This window comes from Pseudomonas sp. PDM28 (assembly GCF_019219115.1).
Lineage (GTDB): Bacteria > Pseudomonadota > Gammaproteobacteria > Pseudomonadales > Pseudomonadaceae > Aquipseudomonas > Aquipseudomonas laurylsulfatiphila.
Genome location: NZ_JAHUWG010000002.1, coordinates 521,480 through 547,241, shown reverse-complemented (window position 1 = coordinate 547,241; position 25,762 = coordinate 521,480). Strand labels below are relative to the sequence as shown.

At 61.2% G+C, this 25,762-nt stretch carries 24 protein-coding genes; 11 read left to right on the top strand and 13 right to left on the bottom strand.

Annotated elements, in window-relative coordinates:
• Positions 1-341: 341 nt before the first annotated feature.
• The gene (locus KW841_RS05630; RefSeq protein WP_218474313.1) at positions 342-767 is read right to left on the bottom strand and encodes a VOC family protein; all 426 of its coding nucleotides are present in this window, start codon (positions 765-767) and stop codon (positions 342-344) included.
• A gap of 114 nt (positions 768-881) precedes the next feature.
• Here KW841_RS05630 and KW841_RS05625 point away from each other — a divergent pair, with 114 nt between their 5' ends.
• On the top strand, positions 882-1,748 hold the full coding sequence (locus tag KW841_RS05625) for a LysR family transcriptional regulator (RefSeq protein WP_218474311.1): 867 nt from the start codon (positions 882-884) through the stop codon (positions 1,746-1,748).
• A 178-nt stretch (positions 1,749-1,926) separates the two neighbouring features.
• Here KW841_RS05625 and fabI read toward each other — a convergent pair whose 3' ends face one another.
• From fabI to gloB, 8 genes are all read right to left on the bottom strand, one after another.
• On the bottom strand, positions 1,927-2,721 hold the full coding sequence (gene fabI, locus KW841_RS05620; RefSeq protein WP_008028639.1) for an enoyl-ACP reductase FabI: 795 nt from the start codon (positions 2,719-2,721) through the stop codon (positions 1,927-1,929).
• A gap of 19 nt (positions 2,722-2,740) precedes the next feature.
• Positions 2,741-4,351, bottom strand: a complete 1,611-nt coding sequence (locus tag KW841_RS05615; RefSeq protein WP_218474308.1) for an ABC transporter ATP-binding protein — start codon at positions 4,349-4,351, stop codon at positions 2,741-2,743.
• Between the two features lies 1 nt (position 4,352).
• Complete coding sequence (locus tag KW841_RS05610) at positions 4,353-5,372, bottom strand: ABC transporter permease (RefSeq protein WP_218474305.1); 1,020 nt, start codon at positions 5,370-5,372, stop codon at positions 4,353-4,355.
• A gap of 1 nt (position 5,373) precedes the next feature.
• Complete coding sequence (locus KW841_RS05605) at positions 5,374-6,447, bottom strand: microcin C ABC transporter permease YejB (protein ID WP_007979116.1); 1,074 nt, start codon at positions 6,445-6,447, stop codon at positions 5,374-5,376.
• Between the two features lie 4 nt (positions 6,448-6,451).
• On the bottom strand, positions 6,452-8,293 hold the full coding sequence (locus tag KW841_RS05600) for an extracellular solute-binding protein (protein ID WP_218474302.1): 1,842 nt from the start codon (positions 8,291-8,293) through the stop codon (positions 6,452-6,454).
• Positions 8,290-10,110, bottom strand: coding sequence for an extracellular solute-binding protein (locus KW841_RS05595; protein WP_371319498.1), 1,821 nt, complete (start codon positions 10,108-10,110; stop codon positions 8,290-8,292). The genes KW841_RS05600 and KW841_RS05595 overlap by 4 nt, the downstream gene beginning before the upstream one ends.
• 276 nt (positions 10,111-10,386) lie before the next feature.
• Entirely contained in the window at positions 10,387-11,817 is a 1,431-nt protein-coding gene (locus KW841_RS05590) for a transglycosylase SLT domain-containing protein (protein ID WP_218474297.1), read from the bottom strand.
• Between the two features lie 99 nt (positions 11,818-11,916).
• The gene (gloB, locus tag KW841_RS05585) at positions 11,917-12,684 is read right to left on the bottom strand and encodes a hydroxyacylglutathione hydrolase (RefSeq protein WP_218474295.1); all 768 of its coding nucleotides are present in this window, start codon (positions 12,682-12,684) and stop codon (positions 11,917-11,919) included.
• A 65-nt stretch (positions 12,685-12,749) separates the two neighbouring features.
• On the opposite strand from gloB, the gene KW841_RS05580 reads away from it, so the two are divergent.
• The 5 genes from KW841_RS05580 to KW841_RS05560 all read left to right on the top strand — a co-directional run bounded on the left by KW841_RS05580 (position 12,750) and on the right by KW841_RS05560 (position 18,078).
• Positions 12,750-13,508: a class I SAM-dependent methyltransferase gene (locus KW841_RS05580; protein ID WP_218474291.1), complete on the top strand. Its 759-nt coding sequence runs from the start codon at positions 12,750-12,752 to the stop codon at positions 13,506-13,508.
• 92 nt (positions 13,509-13,600) lie between these two features.
• Positions 13,601-14,053: a ribonuclease HI gene (rnhA, locus tag KW841_RS05575; RefSeq protein ID WP_007979123.1), complete on the top strand. Its 453-nt coding sequence runs from the start codon at positions 13,601-13,603 to the stop codon at positions 14,051-14,053.
• 118 nt (positions 14,054-14,171) lie between these two features.
• Positions 14,172-14,930 (top strand): DNA polymerase III subunit epsilon, encoded by a 759-nt coding sequence (gene dnaQ, locus KW841_RS05570; protein ID WP_046037200.1) that lies wholly within the window; start codon positions 14,172-14,174, stop codon positions 14,928-14,930.
• 263 nt (positions 14,931-15,193) lie between these two features.
• Positions 15,194-17,449 carry an arginine/lysine/ornithine decarboxylase gene (locus KW841_RS05565; RefSeq protein WP_218474288.1) on the top strand — a complete coding sequence of 752 codons (2,256 nt, stop codon included), beginning with the start codon at positions 15,194-15,196 and terminating at the stop codon, positions 17,447-17,449.
• Between the two features lie 14 nt (positions 17,450-17,463).
• Positions 17,464-18,078, top strand: a complete 615-nt coding sequence (locus tag KW841_RS05560; RefSeq protein ID WP_218474286.1) for a GNAT family N-acetyltransferase — start codon at positions 17,464-17,466, stop codon at positions 18,076-18,078.
• On the opposite strand, the gene KW841_RS05555 is transcribed toward KW841_RS05560, so the two are convergent.
• Entirely contained in the window at positions 18,044-18,937 is an 894-nt protein-coding gene (locus KW841_RS05555; RefSeq protein WP_218474284.1) for a LysR substrate-binding domain-containing protein, read from the bottom strand. The two genes, KW841_RS05560 and KW841_RS05555, sit on opposite strands and share 35 nt — an antisense overlap.
• Positions 18,938-19,025: 88 nt before the next feature.
• Entirely contained in the window at positions 19,026-19,253 is a 228-nt protein-coding gene (locus KW841_RS05550; protein ID WP_218474281.1) for a hypothetical protein, read from the bottom strand.
• A 175-nt stretch (positions 19,254-19,428) separates the two neighbouring features.
• Between KW841_RS05550 and KW841_RS05545 the strand changes: the two genes are divergently transcribed.
• Positions 19,429-19,989 (top strand): NADPH-dependent FMN reductase, encoded by a 561-nt coding sequence (locus tag KW841_RS05545; protein WP_007979138.1) that lies wholly within the window; start codon positions 19,429-19,431, stop codon positions 19,987-19,989.
• Between the two features lie 17 nt (positions 19,990-20,006).
• Here the strand turns inward: KW841_RS05545 and KW841_RS05540 are convergent, their stop codons facing one another.
• Positions 20,007-20,672: a TetR/AcrR family transcriptional regulator gene (locus KW841_RS05540; RefSeq protein WP_218474279.1), complete on the bottom strand. Its 666-nt coding sequence runs from the start codon at positions 20,670-20,672 to the stop codon at positions 20,007-20,009.
• A gap of 54 nt (positions 20,673-20,726) precedes the next feature.
• Here KW841_RS05540 and KW841_RS05535 point away from each other — a divergent pair, with 54 nt between their 5' ends.
• Entirely contained in the window at positions 20,727-21,830 is a 1,104-nt protein-coding gene (locus tag KW841_RS05535) for a DUF2855 family protein (RefSeq protein WP_218474276.1), read from the top strand.
• A 129-nt stretch (positions 21,831-21,959) separates the two neighbouring features.
• Here KW841_RS05535 and KW841_RS05530 read toward each other — a convergent pair whose 3' ends face one another.
• Positions 21,960-22,910, bottom strand: a complete 951-nt coding sequence (locus tag KW841_RS05530) for a DUF1853 family protein (RefSeq protein ID WP_218474273.1) — start codon at positions 22,908-22,910, stop codon at positions 21,960-21,962.
• A 117-nt stretch (positions 22,911-23,027) separates the two neighbouring features.
• Between KW841_RS05530 and KW841_RS05525 the strand changes: the two genes are divergently transcribed.
• Genes KW841_RS05525 through KW841_RS05515 form a run of 3 tightly spaced genes read left to right on the top strand, consistent with a single transcriptional unit; the run spans position 23,028 to position 25,755 of the window.
• Complete coding sequence (locus KW841_RS05525) at positions 23,028-23,918, top strand: NAD(+) kinase (RefSeq protein WP_007979142.1); 891 nt, start codon at positions 23,028-23,030, stop codon at positions 23,916-23,918.
• On the top strand, positions 23,915-24,889 hold the full coding sequence (locus tag KW841_RS05520; protein ID WP_371319497.1) for a metallophosphoesterase: 975 nt from the start codon (positions 23,915-23,917) through the stop codon (positions 24,887-24,889). The genes KW841_RS05525 and KW841_RS05520 overlap by 4 nt, the downstream gene beginning before the upstream one ends.
• Complete coding sequence (locus tag KW841_RS05515; protein ID WP_218474270.1) at positions 24,886-25,755, top strand: rhomboid family intramembrane serine protease; 870 nt, start codon at positions 24,886-24,888, stop codon at positions 25,753-25,755. The genes KW841_RS05520 and KW841_RS05515 overlap by 4 nt, the downstream gene beginning before the upstream one ends.
• The last annotated feature ends 7 nt before the right edge of the window (positions 25,756-25,762 follow it).

Sequence of the window (25,762 nt, the reverse complement as noted above, 5' to 3'; positions counted from 1 at the left end):
CTCGCTGAGGCTCGGTGTTCCTTCGCTCCGGTATTCATCCGGGGGCATTGCCCTCCGGTCGGCTTCGCTTCGACCTACATGCAATGAGTTCGACTGCGTCGAACGGCGCTGCGCGCCTATCCCCGGATGAACACCTCCACTCAGCCTGCCGAGGGGGCGGGTAGATCAAGAGCGGCAGGCGAGCTAACGCTCGGCCTGTAGGAGCTGCCGAAGGCTGCGATCTTTTGATCTTGATCTTGATCTTGATCTTGATCTTGATTTTCCGCCCTTTCGACATTGTCAAAAATCAAACGCTGAAACTGGCTTGCCCGCGAAGGCGGCCTGACAGGCACCGCATATCCTCACTTGGCAAACAACTGCCCGATATCCTTGAATGCCTTGAACTCCAGCGCATTCCCGCAAGGATCGAACAGAAACATCGTCGCCTGTTCGCCCACCAGCCCCTGAAAACGAATCCCCGGCTCAATCACGAAGCGAGTTCCCTGTGACTTCAGCCGCTCGGCCAGTGCTTCCCACTCCGCCATCCCGAGTACCACGCCAAAGTGCGGCACCGGCACATCGTGGCCATCGACGGCATTGGTGTGGGCTGCTTCTTGCGAAGGGTTTTTCGGCGCCAGGTGAATCACCAGTTGATGGCCGAAAAAGTTGAAATCGACCCAATGGTCGCTCGACCGACCTTCTTCCAGGCCAAACACCGTGCCATAAAAGTGCCGGGCGGCGGGCAAGTCGTAGACCGGAATGGCCAGGTGAAAAGGGGACAGTTGCATCGGGCGAACCTCGGTAGTGGGGTGGGCGTGTGTTGAGTTTAGTCCTGTGCTTTTTGATTGAAAGACGATAATTTTTGCGTCGAGCTCAAATTATTTCGATCAATCGAGGCCGCCATGCTGCGAGAACTGAAAACCTTTGTTGCCGTGGCGCGTCACGGCACTTTCGCCGCGGCCGGCATGCACATCGGCCTGACGCAGTCGGCCGTAAGCGCGCAGATTCGCAACCTGGAACAGGCCCTGGGCTTCCGTCTGTTCGATCGCACCGGCCGTCAGGCGCTGCTCAATGCGGCGGGGCAGCGTGCGTTGCCGATGGCCAGGGAAATGCTCGAAACCTTCAACCGCATGGCGGTCAGTGACGATGTCAGCGCGTACCGTGGCGAGTTGAAAATCGGCGCGGTGGCGACCGTCCAGACCGGGTTGCTGCCTCAGGCGCTGCTGCGATTACGCCAGCAGGCACCCTTGCTGGAGCCCAGGCTGGTGCCGGGTGTGTCACTGAACCTGTTGAGTCAGGTGGACACCGGGGAAGTGGACCTGGCGATCCTGATCAAGCCGCCATTCGAACTGCCCAAGGAGTTGTCCGCGCAGGTGATACGCCGGGAGCCGTTCGTGCTGATCGTACCGGCGGACCTGGACGGTGATGATCCGTTGCAACTGCTCGCCGAGCACCCGCATGTGCGCTACGACCGCAATTCGTTTGGCGGGCGACTGGTGACGCGTTTTTTGCGCGAACAGCAGATCGAAGTGCACGGGGCACTGGAGCTGGATGAACTGGAGGCCATTGTCAAAATGGTTGAGTGTGGGTTGGGGATTTCGTTGTTGCCGCAGGCGGGGTTGTGGCTGGAGCATGGGGCGAAGGTCAGGGTGATCCGCTTAGGCGAGCTGACCTTCTATCGAGAAATTGTCTTGTTGCAGCGCTACAGCCAGCGTAATCAGGCGATTCAGCGGTTGTTTGCCCAATGCCTGACGCCGGTAGCTGACTGAACATAACCCCCTGTGGGAGCGAGCTTGCTCGCGATGGCGGAATGACATTCACCATTGATGTCGACTGACAGATTGCTATCGCGAGCAAGCTCGCTCCCACAGGGGATTGCATCAGGCCTGAAATTACGGGCATAAAAAACCCGCCAAAAAGAGGCGGGTTTTTTATGCTGACCGAAGATTACTCTTCGAGGCTGCCCATGGCCGTGGTGTTGAAGCCACCGTCCACGTACATGATTTCACCGCTGATGCCGGACGCCAGGTCCGAGCACAGGAAGGCGCCGGCGTTGCCGACTTCTTCGATGGTGACGTTGCGGCGCAGCGGAGTTTGCGCTTCGTTGGCGGCCAGCATCTTGCGGAAGTTCTTGATGCCGGAAGCGGCGAGGGTGCGGATCGGGCCTGCCGATACGCAGTTGACGCGAGTACCGTCCGGGCCCAGGGAGCCGGCCAGGTAACGTACGCCGGCTTCCAGGGAAGCCTTGGCCATGCCCATCACGTTGTAGTTCGGCATGGTGCGCTCGGCGCCCAGGTACGACAGGGTCAGCAGGCTGCCGTTGCGGCCTTTCATCATTTCGCGGCCGGCCTTGGCCAGGGCCACGAAGCTGTAGGCGCTGATGTCGTGAGCGATGCGGAAACCTTCACGGGTGGTGGCTTCGGTGAAGTCGCCGTCCAGTTGGTCGCCCGGGGCGAAGCCCACGGAGTGCACGATGCAGTCCAGGCCGTCCCACTTTTTGCCCAGTTCAACGAAGACCTTGGCGATTTCTTCATCGCTGGCCACGTCGCACGGGAAGCACAGGTCAGGGTTGGAGCCCCAGCTCTGTGCGAACTCTTCGACACGACCCTTGAGTTTGTCGTTCTGATAAGTGAAGGCAAGCTCAGCGCCCTCGCGATGCATGGCGGCAGCAATGCCGGATGCGATGGACAGCTTGCTGGCGACACCGACGATCAGTACGCGCTTACCGGCGAGAAAACCCATGTGTTGCTCCTCTTTCAGGTTATTGCGCAGTGGCCGGAGCCAAAAAAGCGGCTTCCAGCAACTGCTGTGTATACGGATGTTGGGGGGCGGCAAAAATGCTTTGCGCGTCTCCCTGTTCGACCACTTGGCCATGCTTGACCACCATCAACTGGTGGCTCAGCGCTTTCACCACAGCCAGGTCATGGCTGATAAACAGATACGTCAGGTTGTACTTGGTTTGCAGCGAACGCAAAAGCTCCACTACCTGGCGTTGTACCGTGCGGTCGAGGGCCGAAGTCGGCTCGTCCAGCAAAATCAACGCCGGTTTTAACACCAATGCCCGGGCAATGGCGATTCTCTGCCGTTGCCCGCCGGAAAATTCGTGGGGGTAGCGGTGCCGGGTTTCCGGATCCAGGCCTACCTCCTTGAGTGCTGCAATGATCGCTTGTTCCTGTTCCGACTCGGTGCCCATCTTGTGAATCCGCAGGCCTTCGCCAACGATGTCGTTCACGCACATCCGCGGGCTCAGGCTGCCGTACGGGTCCTGAAACACCACTTGCATCTGCCGCCGCAGCGGCCGGACCTGTTGCTGTGTCAGGCTGTCCAGCGCCTGGCCTTCAAAGCGAATGGCGCCTTTGCTGGCGATCAGCCGCAAAATCGCCAGGCCCAGGGTCGATTTGCCGGAACCGCTTTCACCCACTATCCCCAGGGTCTGGCCCTGGGGCAGGCTGAAATTGATGCCGTCGACCGCCTTGACGTAATCCACCGTGCGCTTGAGCAAGCCTTTCTTGATCGGAAACCAGACTTTCAGGTCCTCGACCGCCAGCAAGGGCGGGCCGATCACGTTGCTTGCGGGCTTGCCGCCAGGCTCCGCTGCCAGCAGTTCCCGAGTGTACGGATGCTGCGGCGCGCGGAACAATTCTTCGCACGATGCCTGTTCGACGATGCAACCTTGCTGCATGACACATACGCGATGCGCAATTCTTCGCACAAGGTTCAAATCGTGGCTGATCAGCAGCAGCGCCATGCCCAGTCGCGCCTGCAATTCCTTGAGCAATTCGAGGATTTTCAGCTGAACGGTCACGTCCAGCGCGGTGGTCGGCTCGTCGGCGATCAGCAGTTCCGGTTCGTTGGCCAGGGCCATGGCGATCATCACCCGCTGACGCTGGCCGCCGGACAATTCGTGGGGCAGGGCCTTGAGGCGCTTGTGTGGCTCGGGGATGCCGACCATCTCCAGCAACTCCAGGGTGCGTTTGGTCGCGACCTTGCCGCTCAGGCCCTTGTGGATGCCCAGCACTTCGTTGATCTGCTTTTCGATCGAGTGCAGAGGGTTGAGCGAGGTCATCGGCTCCTGGAAGATCATCGCAATCCGGTTGCCACGAATGTGGCGGATGGTTTTTTCCTTCAGGTCCAGCAGGTTCTGCCCGGAATATTCGATGGTGCCGGAGGGATGGCGGGCGAGCGGGTAGGGCAGCAGGCGCAGGATCGAATGCGCGGTCACCGATTTACCGGAACCGCTCTCGCCGACCAGGGCCAGGGTTTCGCCGCGCTTGATGTCGAAGCTGACGCCTTCGACGGCCCGCTGACAACGATTGCCGACGACAAATTCGACGGACAGGTTGCGCACTTCGATCAGATTGTCCTGATTCATTTCACTTCCTCGGGTCGAAGGCATCGCGAGCGGATTCGCCGATGAACACCAGCAGGCTCAACATCAGGGCCAGCACCGCAAAGGCGCTGATGCCCAGCCACGGCGCCTGCAGGTTGGATTTGCCCTGGGCCACCAGTTCACCCAGCGACGGGCTGCCCGCTGGCAGACCGAAACCGAGGAAGTCCAGGGCGGTTAGTGTGCCGATGGCGCCGGTGAGGATGAACGGCATGAAGGTCATGGTCGAGACCATCGCGTTGGGCAGGATATGGCGGAACATGATCGCGCCGTTCTGCATGCCCAGGGCGCGGGCGGCGCGCACGTATTCCAGATTGCGCCCGCGCAGGAATTCGGCGCGCACCACGTCCACCAGGCTCATCCACGAGAACAGCAGCATGATCCCCAGCAGCCACCAGAAGTTGGGTTGCACGAAGCTGGCGAGGATGATCAGCAGGTACAGCACCGGCAGCCCGGACCAGATCTCCAGGAAGCGCTGCCCGGCCAGGTCCACCCAGCCGCCGTAGAAACCCTGCAAGGCCCCGGCGATCACACCGATGATCGAGCTGAGTACGGTCAGGGTCAGGGCGAAAAGCACCGAAATGCGGAAACCGTAGATCACCCGGGCCAGCACGTCGCGGCCCTGGTCGTCGGTGCCCAGCAGGTTGTCCGTCGAGGGCGGGGCCGGGGCCGGGACTTTCAGGTCGTAGTTGATGCTCTGGTAGCTGTAGGGAATCGGCGCCCACAGCACCCAGGCGTCCTTGGCCTTGAGCAGTTCGCGGATGTACGGGCTCTTGTAGTTGGCTTCCAGCGGGAATTCGCCGCCGAAGGTGGTTTCCGGGTAGCGCTTGAGCGCCGGGAAGTACCAGTTGTCGTCGTAATGCACCGCCAGCGGCTTGTCGTTGGCGATCAGCTCAGCGCCCAGGCTGGCGCCGAACAGGATCAGGAACAGCCACAGCGACCACCAGCCACGCTTGTTGGCCTTGAACAGTTCGAAGCGTCGGCGATTGAGAGGGGACAGGTTCATCTCAATGCTCCCGGCTTTCGAAGTCGATACGCGGATCGACAAAGGTGTAGGTGAGGTCGCCGATCAGTTTCACCACCAGCCCCAGCAACGTGAAGATGAACAGCGTGCCGAACACCACCGGGTAATCGCGGTTGATCGCCGCTTCGAAACTCATCAGGCCCAGGCCGTCGAGGGAGAAGATCACCTCCACCAGCAGCGAGCCGGTGAAGAAGATACCGATGAAGGCTGAAGGGAAACCGGCGATCACCAGCAGCATGGCGTTGCGGAACACGTGGCCGTACAGCACGCGGTGGTTGGTCAGGCCCTTGGCCCTGGCAGTGATCACGTACTGCTTGTTGATCTCGTCGAGGAAGCTGTTTTTGGTCAGCAGGGTCATGGTTGCGAAGTTGCCGATCACCAGCGCGGTCACCGGCAGCGCCAGGTGCCAGAAGTAGTCGAGGATCTTGCCGCCCATACTCAGTTCATCGAAGTTGTTCGAGGTCAGCCCGCGCAACGGGAACCAGTCCAGATAACTGCCGCCGGCGAACACCACGATCAACAGGATGGCGAACAGGAACGCCGGGATCGCGTAGCCGACAATGATCGCCGAGCTGGTCCAGACGTCGAAATGGCTGCCGTGTCGCGTGGCCTTGGCGATCCCCAGCGGGATCGACACCAGGTACATGATCAGGGTGCTCCACAGCCCGAGGGAGATCGAGACCGGCATCTTTTCCTTGATCAGGTCGATGACCTTGGCGTCGCGAAAGAAGCTGTCGCCGAAATCCAGCGACGCATAGTTCTTGACCATGATCCACAAGCGTTCCGGCGCCGATTTGTCGAAGCCGTACATGTGCTCGATTTCCTTGATCAGCGCCGGGTCCAGGCCCTGGGCGCCGCGATAGGCGGAACCTGCCACCGAGACTTCGGCACCGCCGCCGGCGATGCGGCTGGTGGCGCCTTCGAAGCCTTCGAGCTTGGCGATCATCTGTTCCACCGGCCCCCCCGGAGCGGCCTGGATGATCACGAAGTTGATCAGCAGGATGCCGAACAGGGTCGGAATGATCAGCAACAGTCGACGAAAAATGTACGCCAGCATCTGATTACTCCGTGCCCGCAGGATCGGCCTGCAGTATGGTTTCGACTTCTATCGCCGGCTTGATGTCAGGCTTGACCCACCAGGTGGACGTGCCGATGTCGTACTTGGGCGAGACCTTCGGGTGGCCGATGTGGTTCCAGTACGCCACGCGCCAGGTCTTGATGTGCCAGTTGGGTATTACGTAATAGCCCCATTGCAGAACGCGGTCCAGCGCGCGGGCATGGGCCACCAGGCTTTTGCGCGAATCGGCGTTGATCAGTCGCTCGACCAGTTGATCGACCACCGGATCCTTGAGCCCCATGGAATTGCGGCTGCCGGGTTTGTCGGCGGCGGCCGACATCCAGAATTCCCGTTGTTCGTTACCCGGTGAGTTGGACTGCGGGAAGCTGCCGACGATCATGTCGAAGTCCCGGGAGCGCACGCGGTTGATGTACTGCGAGACGTCGACCCGGCGGATCACCAAGTCGATGCCCAGATCGCTGAGGTTGCGCTTGAACGGCAGCAGCACCCGTTCGAATTCGGTCTGGGCCAACAGGAACTCGATGACCACCGGCTTGCCGGTGGCGTCGACCATTTTGTCATCGACGATGCGCCAGCCGGCTTCCTGCAGCAGTTGATAGGCTTGCCGTTGCTGGGCGCGGATCATGCCGCTGCCGTCGGTGCTCGGGTTCTGGAAGGCTTCGCTGAACACTTGCGGTGGCAGCTTGGCGCGGAACGACTCGAGGATCGCCACCTGCTCGGCGTCAGGCAGGCCGGTGGCAGCCATTTCCGAGTTCTCGAAGTAACTGCGGGTACGCACATAGGCCCCGTTGAACAGTTGCTTGTTGGTCCATTCGAAATCCAGCAACAGCGACAGGGCCTGGCGCACACGCACATCCTGGAACACCGGGCGACGCATATTGAACACGAAGCCTTGCATGCCGGTCGGGTTGCCGTTGGGAATTTGCTCCTTGACCAGCCGGCCTTCGGTGACCGCCGGGATGTTGTAGGCATTGGCCCAGTTCTTCGCGGTCATTTCCAGCCAGTAGTCGAATTGCCCGGCCTTGAGTGCTTCCAGGGCGACGGTGTTGTCGCGGTAGTAATCGGTGGTCATCACGTCGAAGTTATAGAAACCCCGATTGACCGGCAGGTCCTTGCCCCAGTAATCCTTGACTCGCTCGTAGCGCACCGAGCGCCCGGCCTTCACTTCGCCGACCTTGTACGGGCCGCTGCCCAACGGGATCTCCAGGTTGCCCTTGTTGAAGTCGCGGTCGGCCCACCAATGCTTGGGCAGCACCGGCAACTGGCCGAGGATCAGCGGCAGCTCGCGGTTGTTGGTGTGCTTGAACTTGAACAGCACGGTCAGCGGGTCTTCAGCGATTACTTCGGCCACGTCGTTGTAGTAGCCGCGGTACATCGGTGCGCCGTCCTTGGTCAGCATCTGGAAGCTGAACACCACGTCTTCGGCGCGTACCGGATGACCGTCATGGAAGCGAGCTTCGGGGCGCAGGTAGAAGCGCACCCAGCCGTTGTCCGGGGCTTTCTCGATCAGCCGGGCGATCAGGCCGTACTCGGTGAACGGCTCGTCCAGGCCTTGCTTGGCCAGGGTGTCGTAGATGTTGCCGATATCATCCGCCGGCACGCCTTTGCTGATGAACGGGTTGAGGCTGTCGAAGCCACCGAACCCGGCCTGGCGGAAGATCCCGCCCTTGGGGGCGTCTGGATTGACGTAGTCGAAGTGCTTGAAGTCGGCCGGGTATTTCGGCGGCTCGTTGTACAGGGTCACGGCGTGTTGCGGGGCGGCGCAGGCCAGCCCGGCGAACAACAGGCCGCTCGCCTGCAGGAGCAGGGTGCGGATGGGGTTCATTGATCTTTCTCCGAAGATTTCAGCCACCACGCATTCAAGCCCAGGGTGTAAGGCGGCGTGGTGACAAAGGCGAGCCGGTTGCGGTACGCCAGGCGGTGATAATTGAGGTACCAGTTGGGGACGATGTAGTGCTGCCATAGCAGCACGCGGTCAAGGGCCTTGCCGGCGGCGACTTGCTGGTCACGGGTCTGGGCGGCCAGCAACTGTTCGAGCAGATGGTCGACCACCGGGTTGGCAATGCCGGCGTAGTTCTTGCTGCCCTTGACCCCGGCCTGGCTGGAGTGAAAGTACTGCCATTGTTCCAGGCCCGGGCTGAGGGTCTGGTTGAGGGTCATCAGGATCATGTCGAAATCGAACTGGTCGAGGCGCTGCTTGTATTGCGCGCGATCGACCGTGCGCAGCTGCGCCTCGATGCCGATGCTGGCGAGGTTCTCGACGTAGGGCTGGAGGATGCGTTCCAGGTTCGGGTTGACCAGCAACAGCTCCAGGCGCAAGGGTTGGCCTGCGGCGTTTTGCAGGTGCTGGCCATTGAGCTTCCAGCCGGCTTCGGCGAGCAGGCCGAGGGCTTTGCGCAAGGTCTCCCTGGGGATGCCGCGGCCATCGGTCTGCGGCAGGCTGAACGGATCGGTAAAGAGCCTGGCTGGCAGCTGTTCACGGTAGGGCTTGAGCAACAGCCATTCATGCCCGACCGGCAAGCCGCTGGCCGAGAACTCGCTGTTGGGGTAATAGCTCATGGCGCGTTTGTAGGCACCGCTGAACAGCGCGCGGTTGGTCCATTCAAAGTTGAACATCAGCCCCAGTGCTTCACGGACCCTGGCGTCCGAGAACGTCGGCCGGCGGCCGTTCATGAACAGGCCCTGGGTCTGGGTCGGGATCTGGTGGGGGATCTGTGCCTTTATCACGTCACCGCGGCGTAGGGCGGGAAAGTTGTAGCCGGTGTCCCAGTTCTTTGCCTGATGCTCGATATAGATGTCGAATTCACCGGCCTTGAACGCCTCGAACGCGACGTCGCTGTCGCGGTAGAACTCGACTTCCATGCGGTCGACGTTGTACTTGCCGCGATTGACCGACAGGTCCTTGCCCCAGTAATCCTTGACCCGCTCGAAGACGATCTGGCGTCCAGGCGTGACCGCCGTGATGCGATACGGTCCGCTGCCCAGCGGCGGTTCGAACGTGGTGGCCTTGAAGTCACGGCCCTTCCAGTAGTGCTGTGGCAACACCGGCATTTCGCCCAGGCGCAGGATCAGCAGCGGATTGCCGGCGCGCTTGAACACGAAACGGATGCGCTGCGGGTTGAGGATGTCGACCCGCAGCACCTCCTGAAGGTTGGTGCGGTACAGCGGATGCCCTTCCTTGAGCAGCGTGCGGTAGGAGAACGCAACGTCGAAGGCGGTAATCGGCGTACCGTCATGGAAGCGTGCTTCAGGGCGCAGGTTGAACACCACCCAACTGCGGTCCTCGCTGTACTCCACCGACTGGGCGATCAGGCCATAGCTGGACGCGGGCTCGTCACCCGAAGGCGCGTACTGCCCGGTGCCGACCATCAGCGGTTCGTTGAGTTCGTTGATGCCGTATTGCAGGAAGTTCGGTGTGGTGACCGGGCTGGTGCCCTTGAAGGTGTACGGGTTGAGCGTATCGAAGGTGCCAAACGCCATCACCCGCAATGTACCGCCTTTGGGCGCTTGCGGGTTGACCCAGTCGAAGTGGGTAAATCGGGCCGGGTACTTGAGCGTGCCGAACTGCGCATAACCATGGCTTTCGCTGATCGTCGCGCTTGCGGTGGAGCTCAAGGCCAGGCTGATCAGGAGCAGGGGCAGGGGACGCTTCAAATAGGAGATCCGATCCAGGCGGCTTGGGCTTTGTGGATCGTACAGTAACAGCTTGTATGGACAGGAAAAAGACGGGGGGTAAATGCGTAATATCGGCCGGGCCACAATCCCTGTGGGAGCGAGCTTGCTCGCGATGGCGGCGCTCAGTCGCCATCAATGCAAACTGATACGCCGTCATCGCGAGCAAGCTCGCTCCCACAGGTTTTTGCACTGCCCACAAAAACTGAGCAGGCATAAAAAAGCCCCTGGAATCAGGGGCTCTTTTTAATGCGGATTGGCTACCGTCAACATCTGGCCGGGTTTCAGCGCCTGGCCGACACGAGGATTCCAGCGCTTGAGGTGCTGCATCTCGACGTTGAAGCGCTTGGCCACGAGGGCCAGCGAATCGCCTCGCTGGACCTTGTACTTGGTCTGCTGCTTTTTGGAGTTGGCGGCAATCACGGTGTTGACGCGCCCCGAGCTGCGTTTGCTGTTGTCCTGCATGACCAGGGTCTGGCCGGGCTTGAGATTCTTGCCGGTCAGTTTGTTCCAGCGTTGCAGGTCCTTCACGTCAACGTTGTTGGCCTTGGCGATGGAGCCGAGGTTGTCACCCCGTTTGACCCGGTAGGAGCGCCTGGCGCTGGCGACCTGGGTGTCGTCGGCGCCTTCGAAGACCGGCTTGAGCGATTTCTTGCTGATCAGCTCTTCAGGGCGCATGGTCTGCAGGCTGCTGGTCAGCAGTTGCGCCTTGGAGGTCGGCACCAGCAGGTGCTGCGGGCCGTCGATGGTGGTGCGCTGCTTGAAAGCCGGGTTGAGCTGGAACAGTTCGTCTTCGTCGATATTGGCGACTTCAGCGACCTTGGACAGGTCCATGCGCTGGTTGATTTCGACGACCTGGAAATAGGGTTGGTTGGCGATCGGGTTGAGGTTCACGCCGTAGGCTTCCGGCGCCATCACCACTTGCGACAGCGCCAGCAGCTTCGGCACATAGGCCTGGGTTTCCGAGGGCAGCGGCAGGTTCCAGTAGTCGGTTGGCAGGCCGAGGCGCTCGTTGCGCTCGATGGCCCGGCTGACGGTGCCTTCGCCGGCGTTGTACGCCGCCAGGGCCAGCATCCAGTCGCCGTTGAACATGTCGTGCAGGCGGGTCAGGTAATCCAACGCGGCGGTGGTCGACGCGGTGATGTCGCGACGGCCATCATAGAAACGGGTCTGGCGCAGGTTGAAGTAACGCCCGGTGGACGGGATGAATTGCCAAAGACCCACCGCGTCGGCCCGGGAGTAGGCCATCGGGTTGTAGGCACTTTCAATCACTGGCAGCAGGGCCAGTTCCAGCGGCATGTTGCGCTCTTCAAGGCGTTCGACGATGTAGTGAATGTAGAGGCTGCCACGTTCGCCGGCGTTTTCGAGGAACGACGGATTGCTGGCGAACCACAGGCGCTGCTGCTCGATGCGTGGGTTGACACCCAGCCCGTCCTGCAACTGGAAGCCCTGGCGCATACGCTCCCAGACGTCCTGTGGAATTTGCGGGCTGGGCTTTTCGCTGAGCCAGATCGGCTTCTGCTTGGCGCGCGCGGCGATGTTCTGCGTGTGCGCCGCATCGGTCTGCGGCGCATGGCTGGAACAGCCCGCCAGGGTGGCGGACACAGCCACCGCAATGGCTTGAGCCAGGCGGGTCAATGCGTCGGAACTGATGGCTTTGCGAATAGGTGACGACATTGGCTGGAAGTAAGTTCCGGGCAAAAATGTCGGGCGATTCTAGAAAGCGCACCCTGCGCGGTCAACCTTTCAGAGTTGTTACAGCCTTGGGGGACCCCTTTAGAACGTGTCTTTCCACGCTCGCAGCGCAGCAAAAACCATATCGGGCGCCGAGTTATCGGTGCCGGTCCGTTCGTCCGCTTTTTCTTTAACGGATGTTTCAGCAGCGCGCAAAAACGGGTTTGTGAGCTTTTCCAGTGCCAGTGTCGACGGCAGCGTCATGATCCCGGATTCCCGTTGGCGGGTGACTTTGGCCAGGCGTTCGGCCGTATCCGGATTGTTCGGTTCGACGGCTGCGGCAAACTTCAGATTGCTCAGGGTGTATTCGTGGGTGCAGTAGACCAGCGTGTCTTCCGGCAGCGCAGCGAGGCGTGTCAGCGAGCTGTGCATTTGCTGTGGCGTGCCTTCGAACAACCGCCCGCAGCCGGCCGCAAACAGGGTGTCGCCGCAGAACAGCAAACCGTGATGGTAATAGGCGATATGCCCCAGGGTGTGCCCGGGGACCGCGAAGATATCGAAGTCCAGCCCCAGCACGCTGATGCGGTCGTTGTCCTTGAGCGCAACGTCCCGCGCCGGGATCGTTTCGCTGGCCGGACCATAGACTTTCGCGTCCGTCGCTTTTTTCAGCTGTTCGACGCCGCCGACGTGGTCATGATGGTGGTGAGTGATCAAAATATCACTCAGTACCCAGCCCGGATTTGCAGTGAGCCAGGCGTGTACCGGGGCGGCATCACCCGGGTCGACCACTGCGCAGCGTTTGCTGCCGTGGTCTTGTAACAACCAGATGTAGTTGTCGGTGAAGGCGGGCAGGGCTGTGATCTGTATCATCGTCGGATTCGCCAAGCGGAAAACAATGGCGCATCTTAGAACTTCCTGGCGCGTTGGAGAATGCAATGACTGATAAAGCGTTCGCACAGGCTGATCCTGACTGGCTGGCGTTGATCAGCGCCGCCCGCGAGTGGCTGGAAGGTCCGATCGGGCAATTCCTGCTGGACGAAGAGCGTCGCATGCTCGAAGACGAGCTCGGGCGGTTCTTTGGTGGCTATCTGGTGCATTACGGTCCCTCGGCCCAGACCCCGCCGTCAGCGCCGCAGGTGCAGCGCAACGTACGCCTTGGCGCGCCGTTGCCGGGGGTCGAGATCGCCTGTGAAGAACAGGCCTGGCCGCTCAGCGAGCACGCCGCCGATGTGGTGGTGCTGCAACATGGCCTCGATTTCTGCCTGTCGCCCCACGGTTTGCTGCGCGAGGCGGCAAGCAGCGTGCGGCCCGGTGGGCATTTGCTGATTATCGGCATCAATCCCTGGAGCAGTTGGGGCCTGCGGCATGTGTTTGCCCAGGATGGGCTGCGCAAGGCGCGTTGCATTTCGCCGTCACGGGTCGCGGACTGGCTGAACCTGCTGGGCTTCGCGCTGGAGAAACGCCGCTTCGGGTGCTATCGTCCGCCGCTTGCGTCACCGGCGTGGCAGGCCCGCCTGGCCGGTTGGGAGCGCAAGGCCGGAGACTGGCAACTGTCGGGCGGCGGCTTCTATTTATTGGTGGCACGCAAGATCGTGGTGGGCCTGCGGCCGGTCCGTCAGGAGCGGCGCGAGCCGATGGGCAAGTTGATTCCTTTGCCGATGGCCAAGGTCAACCGTCGCAACATCGAACCGTAATACACACTTTTCATTTGCGGCCGGGCCTGTCCCGGCTTCGGGCGTCGTCGATCTGCGATCGGCGGGCCGGCGCATTTTCTGGATAGATTGGCATGAGCGATAGCGTAGAACTGTTCACCGACGGCGCCTGCAAGGGCAACCCTGGCCCTGGCGGCTGGGGCGCACTGCTGGTGTGCAAGGGCGTTGAAAAGGAACTCTGGGGCGGCGAAGCCAATACCACCAACAACCGCATGGAGCTGATGGGCGCGATCCGTGGCCTGGAAGAGCTCAAGCGTCCCTGCGAGGTGCTGCTGGTGACCGACTCCCAGTACGTGATGAAAGGCATCAACGAGTGGATGGACAACTGGAAGAAGCGCGGCTGGAAAACCGCGGCGAAGGAGCCGGTGAAAAACGCTGACCTGTGGAAGTTGCTCGACGAGCAGGTCAACCGCCACAAGGTCACCTGGAAATGGGTGCGCGGGCACATTGGCCATCACGGCAACGAACGCGCCGACCAGTTGGCCAACCGTGGCGTCGACGAAGTGCGCGGGTACAAGCAGGGCTGATTCCGGTACTACCGATGCACCGCGCCGCGAAGGTGGCGACTCGGTATATCTGAAAGCCCCTGCAAGCGTGATAACATCGCTGCTTTTGCACGATTGACCGATTGAGAGCTGAGCACTGATGGCCACCAGATCCGTTGTACTCGACACCGAAACCACCGGCATGCCGGTGACCGACGGCCACCGGATTATCGAAATCGGTTGTGTCGAGTTGATCGGCCGCCGCCTGACGGGCCGGCACTTTCACGTCTACCTGCAGCCCGATCGCGAAAGTGACGAGGGCGCCATCGGCGTTCACGGCATCACCAACGAATTCCTCGTCGGCAAGCCGCGTTTTGCCGAGGTGGCCGAAGAGTTCTTCGAGTTCATCAAGGGCGCGCAGCTGATCATCCATAACGCGGCGTTCGACGTTGGCTTCATCAACAACGAATTCGCCCTGATGGGGCAGCAGGACCGCGCGGACATCACGCAGCACTGCTCGATCCTCGACACCCTGATGATGGCCCGGGAACGTCACCCGGGGCAGCGCAACAGCCTCGACGCCTTGTGCAAACGTTATGGCGTCGACAACTCCGGCCGTGAACTGCACGGCGCCTTGCTCGACTCCGAGATTCTCGCCGACGTCTACCTGACCATGACCGGCGGGCAGACCAGCCTGTCCCTGGCCGGTAACGCCTCCGATGGCAATGGCTCCGGTGAAGGGGCGGACAATTCGGCCACCGAAATCCGTCGTTTGCCGGCGGATCGCCAGCCGACGCGCATCATCCGCGCCAGCGAAGACGACCTGGCCCGCCACGCGGCACGCCTGGAAATCATCGGCAAATCCGCTGGTGCCCCGGCGTTGTGGGTGCAGTTGGCAGAGGCTGAGGCGCAGGCGTAATTCCCCCCATTTTGCAACCACTGCTTTTGTGGCGAGGGGGCTTGCCCCCGTTCGGCTGCGAAGCAGACGTAATTCCATTCTCTGCGGTTTATCCGAAAGATTGTTGGGGGTCGCTTCGCGACCCAACGGGGGCAAGCCCCCTCGCCACAGGGAAGCGCTCTCGTCGCCACAAAGTGGTGCGTCCCGCTCGCCACTTGCGCTGCAACACTCTACCCTGAGGTGATTGGCAGGCTCTGGTCTGCCGCCTCAGGACACTGAGCCTCATGTATAAAGATTTGAAATTCCCGGTCCTGATTGTCCATCGCGACATCAAGGCCGACAGCGTCGCCGGCGACCGCGTGCGGGGGATTGCCCGGGAGCTGGAGCAGGAAGGCTTCAGCGTCGTTTCGGCGGTGGACTACACCGAAGGACGACTGGTGGCATCGACCTACCATGGCCTGTCCTGCATGTTGATAGCGTCGGAGGACGCCAGCACCCATTCGCATTTGTTGCAAAACATGGCCGAACTGATCGGTCTGGCGCGAGTGCGTGCGCCGGATCTGCCGATCTTCGCCCTGGGCGAAAAAGTGACCCTGGAAAACGCGCCCGCCGATGCCATGGCCGAGCTCAACCAGTTGCGCGGTATTCTTTACCTGTTTGAAGACACCGTGCCCTTTCTTGCCCGACAGGTGGCCCGTGCTGCGCGCAAATACCTGGATGGCCTGTTGCCGCCGTTCTTCAAGGCCCTGGTGCAGCACACCGCGGATTCCAACTATTCCTGGCACACCCCCGGTCACGGCGGTGGCGTGGCGTATCACAAAAGCCCGGTCGGGCAGGCGTTTCACCAGTTTTTCGGGGAAAACACCCTGCGCTCGGATCTTTCGGTGTCGGTGCCGGAGCTCGGTTCCTTGCTCGATCACACCGGCCCCCTGGCCGAAGCCGAGGCCCGCGCAGCCCGTAATTTCGGCGCCGATCACACCTTTTTCGTAATCAATGGCACGTCCACGGCCAACAAGATTGTCTGGCACTCGGTGGTCGCTCGCGATGACCTGGTGCTGGTGGATCGCAATTGCCACAAGTCGGTGCTGCACTCGATCATCATGACCGGCGCGATCCCGCTGTACTTGTGTCCGGAGCGTAATGAACTGGGGATCATCGGCCCGATTCCCCTGAGCGAGTTCAGCCGCGAATCGATCCAGGCCAAGATCGACGCCAGCCCGCTGACCAAGGGGCGTGCACCGAAGGTCAAGCTCGCCGTAGTGACCAATTCGACCTATGACGGCCTCTGCTACAACGCCGAACTGATCAGGCAGCAACTGGGCAATAGCGTCGAGGTGCTGCACTTCGACGAGGCCTGGTACGCCTATGCGGCGTTCCATGAGTTTTTTGCCGGGCGCTACGGCATGGGCACGTCCCGTGATGAAGACAGTCCGTTGGTGTTCACCACCCATTCCACCCACAAGTTGCTGGCGGCCTTCAGTCAGGCGTCGATGATTCACGTACGTGATGGCGGCGCGCGGCAACTGGACCGGGATCGCTTCAACGAAGCGTTCATGATGCACATCTCGACCTCGCCGCAGTACGGCATCATCGCCTCGCTGGATGTGGCTTCGGCGATGATGGAAGGGCCGGCCGGGCGTTCGCTGCTGCAGGAAATGTTCGACGAAGCCCTGAGTTTTCGCCGGGCGCTGGCTAACTTGCGCCAGCATATTGCCGCTGATGACTGGTGGTTTTCGATCTGGCAACCGCCGTCGGCACAAGGCATCGAGCGGGTCGTCACCGAGGACTGGTTGCTGCAGCCGGACGCCGACTGGCACGGCTTTGGCGGCGTGACCGAGGATTATGTGCTGCTCGACCCGATCAAGGTCACGCTGGTGATGCCGGGGCTGACGGCCGGTGGCGCCCTCAGCGAGCGCGGGATTCCGGCGGCGGTGGTCAGCAAGTTCCTTTGGGAGCGTGGCCTGGTGGTAGAGAAGACCGGGCTGTATTCGTTCCTGGTGTTGTTCTCCATGGGCATCACCAAGGGCAAGTGGAGCACGCTGCTCACCGAATTGCTGGAGTTCAAGCGCAGCTATGACGCCAACGTCAGTCTGGCCAGTTGCCTGCCTTGCGTGGCGCAGGAGAATGTCGCGCGGTATCAGGGCATGGGCCTGCGTGATCTATGCGATCAGTTGCATGCCTGTTATCGCAGCAATGCCACCGCCAGGCACCTCAAGCGCATGTACACGGTACTGCCGGAAGTCGCGATGAAGCCGGCGGACGCCTATGATCAATTGGTGCGCGGTGAAGTCGAAGCCGTATCGATCGATGCGCTGGACGGACGGATCGCCGCGGTGATGCTGGTGCCGTACCCACCCGGCATTCCGTTGATCATGCCGGGTGAACGCTTTACCGAGTCGACCCGCTCGATCATCGATTACCTGGCGTTTGCCCGCACGTTCGATAGCAATTTCCCGGGGTTCGTTGCTGATGTGCACGGATTGCAACACGAAGATCAGAGCAGTGGGCGGTGCTACACCGTCGATTGCATCAAGGAGTGAGGACCTTTCCCAGTATGCAGCCGGTTATAAATCCGAATTATCCAGGGTTGTCGGTACGGGTTGCCGATGAAGGTTTTGCCGCCTACATCTGGGGCAGTGATTTCAGTTTTGAAGTCGCGGCCTATGGTGCGGCCGAAATCGGCAAACCGGTCGCACAGTGGCCGGTGACGCCGATCACGCCTTACCGCAAGTGCTACGGCATCGACCCGGAGGAGTTCAGCAGCTTTCGCGATGCCGCCGACAGCGCGATTTTCATGGCCTATCTGGATGACGAGCCCGTGGGGCACCTGGTGGTCAGCACCAACTGGAACGGCTTTGCCCATATCGACGAACTGGCGGTGCATGCGCCGGCCCGGCGGCACGGCGTGGCCAAGGCTCTGCTGGATGTGGCGCAGTTCTGGAGCCGCAAGAAGAAACTCCCGGGCATCATGCTCGAAACCCAGAACAACAACCTGGGAGCCTGCCGGCTCTATGAACGCTGCGGTTACATGATCGGCGGGGTCGATCACCTGCGCTATCGCGGCATCGATCCGAACACCGCTGAAGTGGCGCTGTTCTGGTATCGAATATTCGAAAACCCGCTGGAAAACCCGCTCAGTTCGTCAGCATCGCCGCGGCTTGTTCCGTGATGATGGCCAACAGGGTCTGAACCGCCGGAGACGCTTCGGCGTTTTTCAAGGACAGGGCGTAGAGGCTGACCGGGATGGCGGGTGCCAGCGGGCAGCTGTCCAGTCCCGAGGCTTTGGCGCCGAGGGCGGTGAAGGGGTCGACGATGGCCAGGCCTTCGCCGGCCTCGACCATGCTGCGCATCATCTGGTGCGTCTGCACCCGGGTCTGGATCACCGGGGCAGGGCGCAAGCCGTGCAGTTTGTTTTCCAGTGCCGGGCTCAGCGGGTCGTGCCCCTCCAGGCCGATCATCGATTGGCCGGCCAGGTCCTGCAGTGAAATGTATTTCTGTTTCGGTTGCAGCCAGCCATGGGGGGCGAGCAACTGAAGTTTGCCCTGGGCAATCACCTGGCAATCGAGGTCGGCGTGATCGGGATCGTGCAGGCTCAGCCCCAGATCGCTTTCACGCAGCAGCAGGCTTCTGACGATGTCGCGGGTCGGCTGGCTCAGCAGTGTGCAAGGCGCGTCGGGCAGGCGTCGACGCAGGGCCGCGATGCTGTGAGGCAACAATTGGTTGGCCAGGGGCGGTGTGCAGATGATGCGCAGCGGCGGCGCCAGGTATTGCCTGAGGCTGTTGGCCAGACGCTGCACCGGTTCGAGCGCGTCGTAGACCCGGGCAATTTCCACCTGCAATTGCTGCGCTTCGCGGGTGGCCTGCAATCGTCCGCGAACGCTGGCGAACAGCATGAACCCCAACTGATCCTCGGCGTCGCGCAGCAAGCGCTCGACTTCGGCCACTGGCAACTGCAGCCATTCGGCGGCGGTGCCCAGGTGACCGGTCTGCAGGAGCGCCTGGATCACTTCGATATGGCGTAAGCGCATGCGTGAAGTCCATGTTCAGCAGGTGGAGGAGTCAGTGGCTGAATCCTACCCCAAGTCCGCGCATATGACTTCTGCTCATAACGACGGGTTATGAAACGCTGACGGTATGCGGTTCGCGGGTAATGGTCACGCCGGTTTGCACCAGCATGAATTCATTGTCGTCGACCTTGTTGACACGGTCGCCAATGGCCAGTTTATAGGTAGTGACAGGCCCTGAACCGTCTACCGCCGGGGTGGATTCCTGGAACTCGTGCACCGAATAAATACGGCCTTCCGCGTCTCTTGCATGGAACTGACCGACGAGTACTGCTGCCATCTGCTTAGAACCTCTGGAGATAAATCACTCAATTTGCGGCTCTGTAGACCGTGCCTGGGTGAGGTAAGTTTTCCTACAGGAAAAAAATAGTCAGGGACGGCGTTTTCAGTCGCCCGCTGCTTGAATCGTCATCTATAACTACAAGCTCTTCATATCGGACAGTCGAGACATTCCCATGAGCAACGTCTATTCGGTCGCCGTCGTGGTCGGCAGCTTGAGAAAGGAATCGATCAACCGCAAGGTCGCACGGGCCCTGGCTGAACTGGCACCGGCCAATCTCAAGCTCAACATCGTCGAAATTGGCGACCTGCCGCTCTACAACGAAGACATCGATGGCGCTTCACCGCCGGCAGCCTACAGCACTTTCCGACAACAAGTGAGTTCATCCGACGCGGTGCTGTTCGTGACCCCGGAATACAACCGCTCGGTGCCGGCACCGTTGAAAAACGCGATTGACGTGGGTTCGCGTCCCTATGGGAAAAGTGCCTGGAACGGCAAACCAGGCGCGATTATCAGCGTTTCGCCGGGGGCCGTCGGCGGGTTTGGTGCCAACCACAACCTGCGTCAATCCATGGTTTTTCTCAATGTGCCGCTGATGCAGCAACCTGAGGCCTATCTGGGGAACGCCGGTTCGGCGTTCGACGAGGCGGGCAAGCTGTCCGAGTCGGTCAAGCCGTTCCTGCAAAGTTTCATCAATGCCTATGGGCAATGGGTCGAGCAGCACAAGAAAGTCTGATGTTCGTTTGCCAGCGCTCAGTCCCGCGACGCGCTGGCCAATCGGCTGCAAACCAGTGCTTCCATTTCCGACAGCCAGGCGGCGGTTTGTTCCGCCGCCGGTTGTGCCGTGATGCAGTAGCGACGACCGCCCCAGGCCATGATGACCCAGGCTTCAATAGTCGGCGCTGACGGCTGCGTCGGCAAATCGCCGCAGGCCGCGAAGGCTTCCCGCCATTTTTGCGACAGTTCTTCGTACACCCTTCGGTGATGCTTGGGTTCGGCGATCTGATGCTCGATGAGCGACACGGCATGGTTGAACAGGGGTTGTCGGGGATCGTCAGGGTCGCAGGTCAGGCGTATCAGTCGCTTGATGCGCGCCAGCCAGTCGAGGTCGTTTGCCTGGATGACGTCTTGATCCATTTGCGCCAGCAGTACATCCAGGCGATACCGAATGTAACCCGACAGCAGGGCTTTCTTGCTCGGGAAATAGTCATACAGCGTGCCAACCGCTACGCCGGCTTCGAGTGCCACGTCCCGGGTGGTCAGTCTTGACCAACCGTTGCGCTGCCAAATCCGAACAAAAGCCTCGTAAATCGCCTCGACGGTGAAAATCGCCCGAGCCTGGCTGGGTCGTTTCAGCGGCTTGGCGCGGGAATTGAGGGGGGGCGAGTCGCCCCTGGTGTTTCCGAACCCACTCTTCATCGGCAGTCATTACTCTTGTGTGACCCGCCACCGTGTCGCAGCAGGAGACCGAACATGCAGGATTTCACCACGGTAACACGCCTGATTACCCGTAAAAATGCTCTGGACCAGAGCCGCATAGAGCAGGAACGACGTAGCCTGGTTCCGGCAGTCGGCGAGGTAATCCTGAAGATTGATCGTTGCGCACTGACTACCAACAACATTACGTACGCGGCTTACGGCAATTCAATGAACTACTGGGGCTTCTTTCCGGCATTCGAGGAGGGCTGGGGCCACATTCCGGCCTGGGGGTTCGCGGACGTCATTGCGTCAACCGTGACCGGCATCGAAGTGGGCGAGCGCTTCTACGGTTACTTTCCGCTGGCCAGCCACCTGTGGATGCGCCCGGAACGGGTCACCGAACGTGGGTTCTACGATGGGGCTGAACACCGATTGGGGCTGACCTCGGCGTACAACCAATACACGCGCTGCGGTTGGGATGCGTTCTACAGGCCTGAAACCGAAAACCTGCAGATTCTGCTCAAGCCGTTGTTTCTGACTTCATCGATGCTGGCGGATTTCCTGCACGACAATCGGTTTTTCGAAGCGACCCGCCTGGTGTTCTCCAGCGCTTCCAGCAAAACCGCCTACGGCACGGCCGTGTGTCTGGAGAATCATCCGCAATTGGAACGTGTGGCGCTGACATCTGCCGGCAACAAAGCGTTTGTCGAAAACCTCGGGTGTTACGAGCGCGTGGTGTCCTATGCCGAGTTGGCGGCCCTGGCCGGTGACCGTCCTACGTTGTATGTGGATTTTTCCGGCGACCTGGATCTACGTGATCGGGTGCACCAGCACTTTGCCGGGCAACTGGTCTACAGCTGCTTCGCCGGTTCTGCGCAAAGTACCGATGAGGCACGGTTGACGGCTATCGAAGGGCCACAACCGGTGTTCTTTTTTGCGCCGATCCAGATCCGCAAGCGCAATGCCGAATGGGGGCCGGAAGGGGTCAGCCAGCATATTGGCGAAGGGTTGCTGCGGTTTATTCGGCAGGTGACAGCTCGGGAAAAACCCTTGCTGGAAGTCATTGAAAGTCGAGGTTACGAGGCCGCGCAAAGTGTCATTTCCCGCTTGTTCCATGGCCAGGTCCCACCTGTCGAGGGGCATGTGATTCGGTTGTGAAGTGATTCGCGGTTGTCCGTTCAGTCCTGGCTGGCCCCATCGCGAGCAGGCTCGCTCCCACAGGGATCTTCAGTGACCAATGTGGGAGCGAGCCTGCTCGCGATGGGGCCAGTCCACACATAGAAAGCATCAGGCATTGCCCGGCACATTCGGCCAAAGATCCGCCACCAGAAACAATCGCTCGGCCTCTTCCCAGTCACCGTTGGCATTCTCCGTCAGGCGCACCAGCAGTTGTGCCGGCGCCAACGGGTCCAGGTCATTGAGCCATGCCCGCATCTGTTCAGGGGTCCAGGTGTGCTCCGCCGCATAGTGCGCCGGTGCCAGCCAGGCATGGCGGGGCAAGGGTTGCCAGCGACCGGGCGCGCTCTGGGCAACCAAAGCCGGCCAATCCTTTTGATGCAGCCAGCGACCGCGCAAATGCTGCGGATGGGCACCCGACGGCGGGGCGGCCTGTCCGGGCCAGGGGTAGAGCAAATAACCCCCCAGCCACAAATGGGCACTGAAGGCCTGGATATCCAGCGCCGCCAGTACTTCACGGCTCTCGGGGCGTGCGGAAATCGGCAGTTGATGCTGGCTCAGGTGCGCCAGTTTGCGGTCGAGCCGATCGTGGCAGCCCGGGCCCAGCCACTGGGCGGTGTCGTGCCCGTCGCCGGATTGCGGGCCGAGGTAGAGCTTGATCGCCAGTTCCAGGTGATGCACACCGTCGCGGTCGCGCAGCAGCATGTCCAGCTCACCCAGGGTGTGCCCTTCACGGCGAATCGGCATGTTGGCGGCAATCAGCTCAATGCCCGGCGCATGCTGCACGGCGAATTGCCAGAGGCGTTCGTAGTACAGGCCCAGGCGGCGGGTGCGGGCCTGGGCCAGCCAGTGCAGCAAGCCATAACTGTCCCGGTCCAGCTGTCGCAGCCACTGCTCCAATCGATCCGGTGCCTGCACCCAGTCGCTGCCGGCCAACGGGTGACGTTGCGGCCACGGGGTATCGTCCAGCATGGGCGGGGCGAGGATGACCCACGCCAGGTCACGCACTTCGGGATGGCGTAATTGATGGGGCAGGTGGAGCAAATCCGGAAATAGCATCATCTTGCGAGCATAGCCCGAAACCCGGGCACACCCTTGAAGCTGAAAGGATTTTGTCTACGGGCGGCTTTCGCCCATAATCGTGGTTTTCGCCGCCACACAGATCCCCGCAGGAGCCCCATGGAGCAATTTCGCAATATCGGCATCATCGGTCGCCTGGGCAGTTCCCAGGTGCTGGATACCGTCCGCCGACTGAAACGGTTTCTGCTCGATCGTCACCTGCACGTGATCCTCGAAGACACCATCGCCGAAGTGCTGCCAGGGCACGGCCTGCAAACCTCGTCGCGCAAGATGCTCGGCGAAGTCTGCGACATGGTCATCGTGGTCGGTGGTGACGGCAGCCTGCTTGGCGCTGCCCGGGCGCTGGCCAAGCACAATATTCCGGTGCTCGGCATCAACCGGGGCAGCCTGGGGTTCCTCACCGACATCCGTCCCGACGAGCTCGAGGCCAAGGTCGCCGAAGTGCTGGATGGCCACTATCTGGTGGAAAACCGCTTCCTGTTGCAGGCCGAAGTCCGCCGCCATGGTGAGGCCATCGGCCAGGGCGATGCCCTGAACGATGTCGTGCTGCACCCTGGCAAATCCACGCGAATGATCGAATTCGAGCTGTACATCGACGGCCAGTTCGTCTGCAGCCAGAAGGCCGATGGCCTGATCGTCGCCACGCCGACCGGTTCCACCGCGTACGCGCTGTCTGCCGGCGGGCCGATCATGCACCCCAAGCTCGACGCTATTGTTATTGTGCCGATGTACCCCCATACCTTGTCGGGCAGACCGATCGTGGTCGATGGCAACAGTGAGCTGAAAATCGTCGTGTCCAAGGATATGCAGATTTACCCGCAAGTCTCGTGTGACGGGCAGAACCACTTCACCTGCGCGCCAGGCGACACCATTACCGTCAGCAAAAAAGCCCAGAAACTGCGGCTGATTCACCCGCTCGACCACAACTACTACGAAGTCTGCCGGACCAAGCTCGGCTGGGGCAGCAAGTTGGGGGGTGGAGGCGACTGATGCTCGATCCCGCGCGTAGCTACGACCTGATCGGTGACGTGCACGGTTGCGCTCTGACCCTGGAGCACTTGCTCGACCGACTCGGTTATCACAAACAGGGTGGCGTCTGGCGGCACGCGTCGCGCATGGCGGTGTTCGTCGGCGATATCATCGACCGCGGCCCGCGGATTCGCGAGGCGCTGCACATCGTCCACGACATGGTCGAGGCCGGTCAGGCGCTGTGCATCATGGGCAACCATGAGTTCAATGCGCTGGGCTGGAGCACGCCGGCGCTGCCCGGCAGCGGCAAGCAGTTCGTGCGCGAGCACACGCCGCGCCATGCCCGCCTGCTGCACGAAACCCTGACTCAGTTCGAAGGCCATCCGGCTGACTGGCACGACTTCCAGCAATGGTTCTATGAGCTGCCGCTGTTCGTCGATGCCGGGCGTTTTCGTGTGGTCCACGCCTGCTGGGATGCCGGGCTGATCGAGCCGCTGCGGGCGTTGTTCCCCAACGGTTGTATCGACGAGCATTTTCTCCAGGCGTCGGCGGAGTCGGGTTCGTTTGCCTGCACCGTGTTCGATCGCCTGTTGCGCGGCACCGATATGCGCTTGCCCCATGGCCTGACCATGACCAGCGGCGACGGCCTGGTGCGTTCGTTCTTCCGCACCAAGTTCTGGGAAGACGATCCGAAAACCTACGGCGACATCGTGTTCCAGCCGGACGCGCTGCCTGAGCCCGTGGCCCGGACGCCGCTGACGTCCACTGAAAAGAACAGCTTGCTGCGCTATGGCATCGATGAGCCGTTGTTGTTCGTCGGCCATTACTGGCGCAGCGGCAAGCCGGCACCGATCCGCCCGAACCTGGCCTGCCTGGATTACAGCGCAGTGCTCTACGGCAAATTGGTTGCCTATCGACTGGATCAGGAAACCCGCCTCGATCCGGATAAATTCGTCTGGGTCGATGTCGAGCGGCCGGAGGTGCTGCAATGAGTGCTGTAGCGGTTTTGCGTCTGCCCCTGGCGGTGGACTTGAGCGGGTTCGTCACTTTGCTCAAACGCATGCAAGTGCCCCATCGGGTCAGCGAAGAAGCGGGCGAGCAGGTGCTGTGGGTGCCGGACAACATCAGTGAAGACGTGCGTGCTCTGTACGAACGGTTTCCGGCGGGCGATCCCGACCAGCAACTGGACATTCCGGTGGCGCAGACCATCAAGCGTCCGGGCTTTGTCGAACAGCTGAAATACGCCAGGGCCACTGCGTTGGTGTTGCTGCTGAGCCTCATCGTCGGTGCGATCACCTTGCTCGGTGACAACCTGGAAACGATGCGCTGGCTGACCTTCCTCGAATTTCGCGTAGTCGGCGAATACCTCCACTTCACACCGCTGGCCGACAGCCTGGCGGCGGGGCAGTGGTGGCGCCTGTTCACGCCGATGTTGATCCACTTCGGCATCCTGCACCTGGCGATGAACGGCATGTGGTACTGGGAGTTGGGGCGGCGCATCGAGTCGCGCCAGGGCAGCATCAACCTGATCGGCCTGACCCTGGTGTTCAGCCTGGTTTCCAACTACGCCCAGTACTACTTCAGCGGCCCGACCTTGTTCGGTGGCCTGTCCGGCGTACTGTACGGCCTGCTCGGGCATTGCTGGATCTTCCAGCTGCTGGCGCCGAACCCGGCTTATCGCCTGCCGCGCGGCGTGCTGGTGATGATGCTGGTGTGGTTGCTGCTGTGCCTGTCCGGGCTGGTCTCGATGATCGGCTTCGGCGAAATCGCCAACGCGGCCCACGTCAGCGGGTTACTCATCGGATGCTTCACCGGTTTGTTGGGCGGTTTGTATAACCGCCGTAAACTGGCCGCCTAATTTCAGA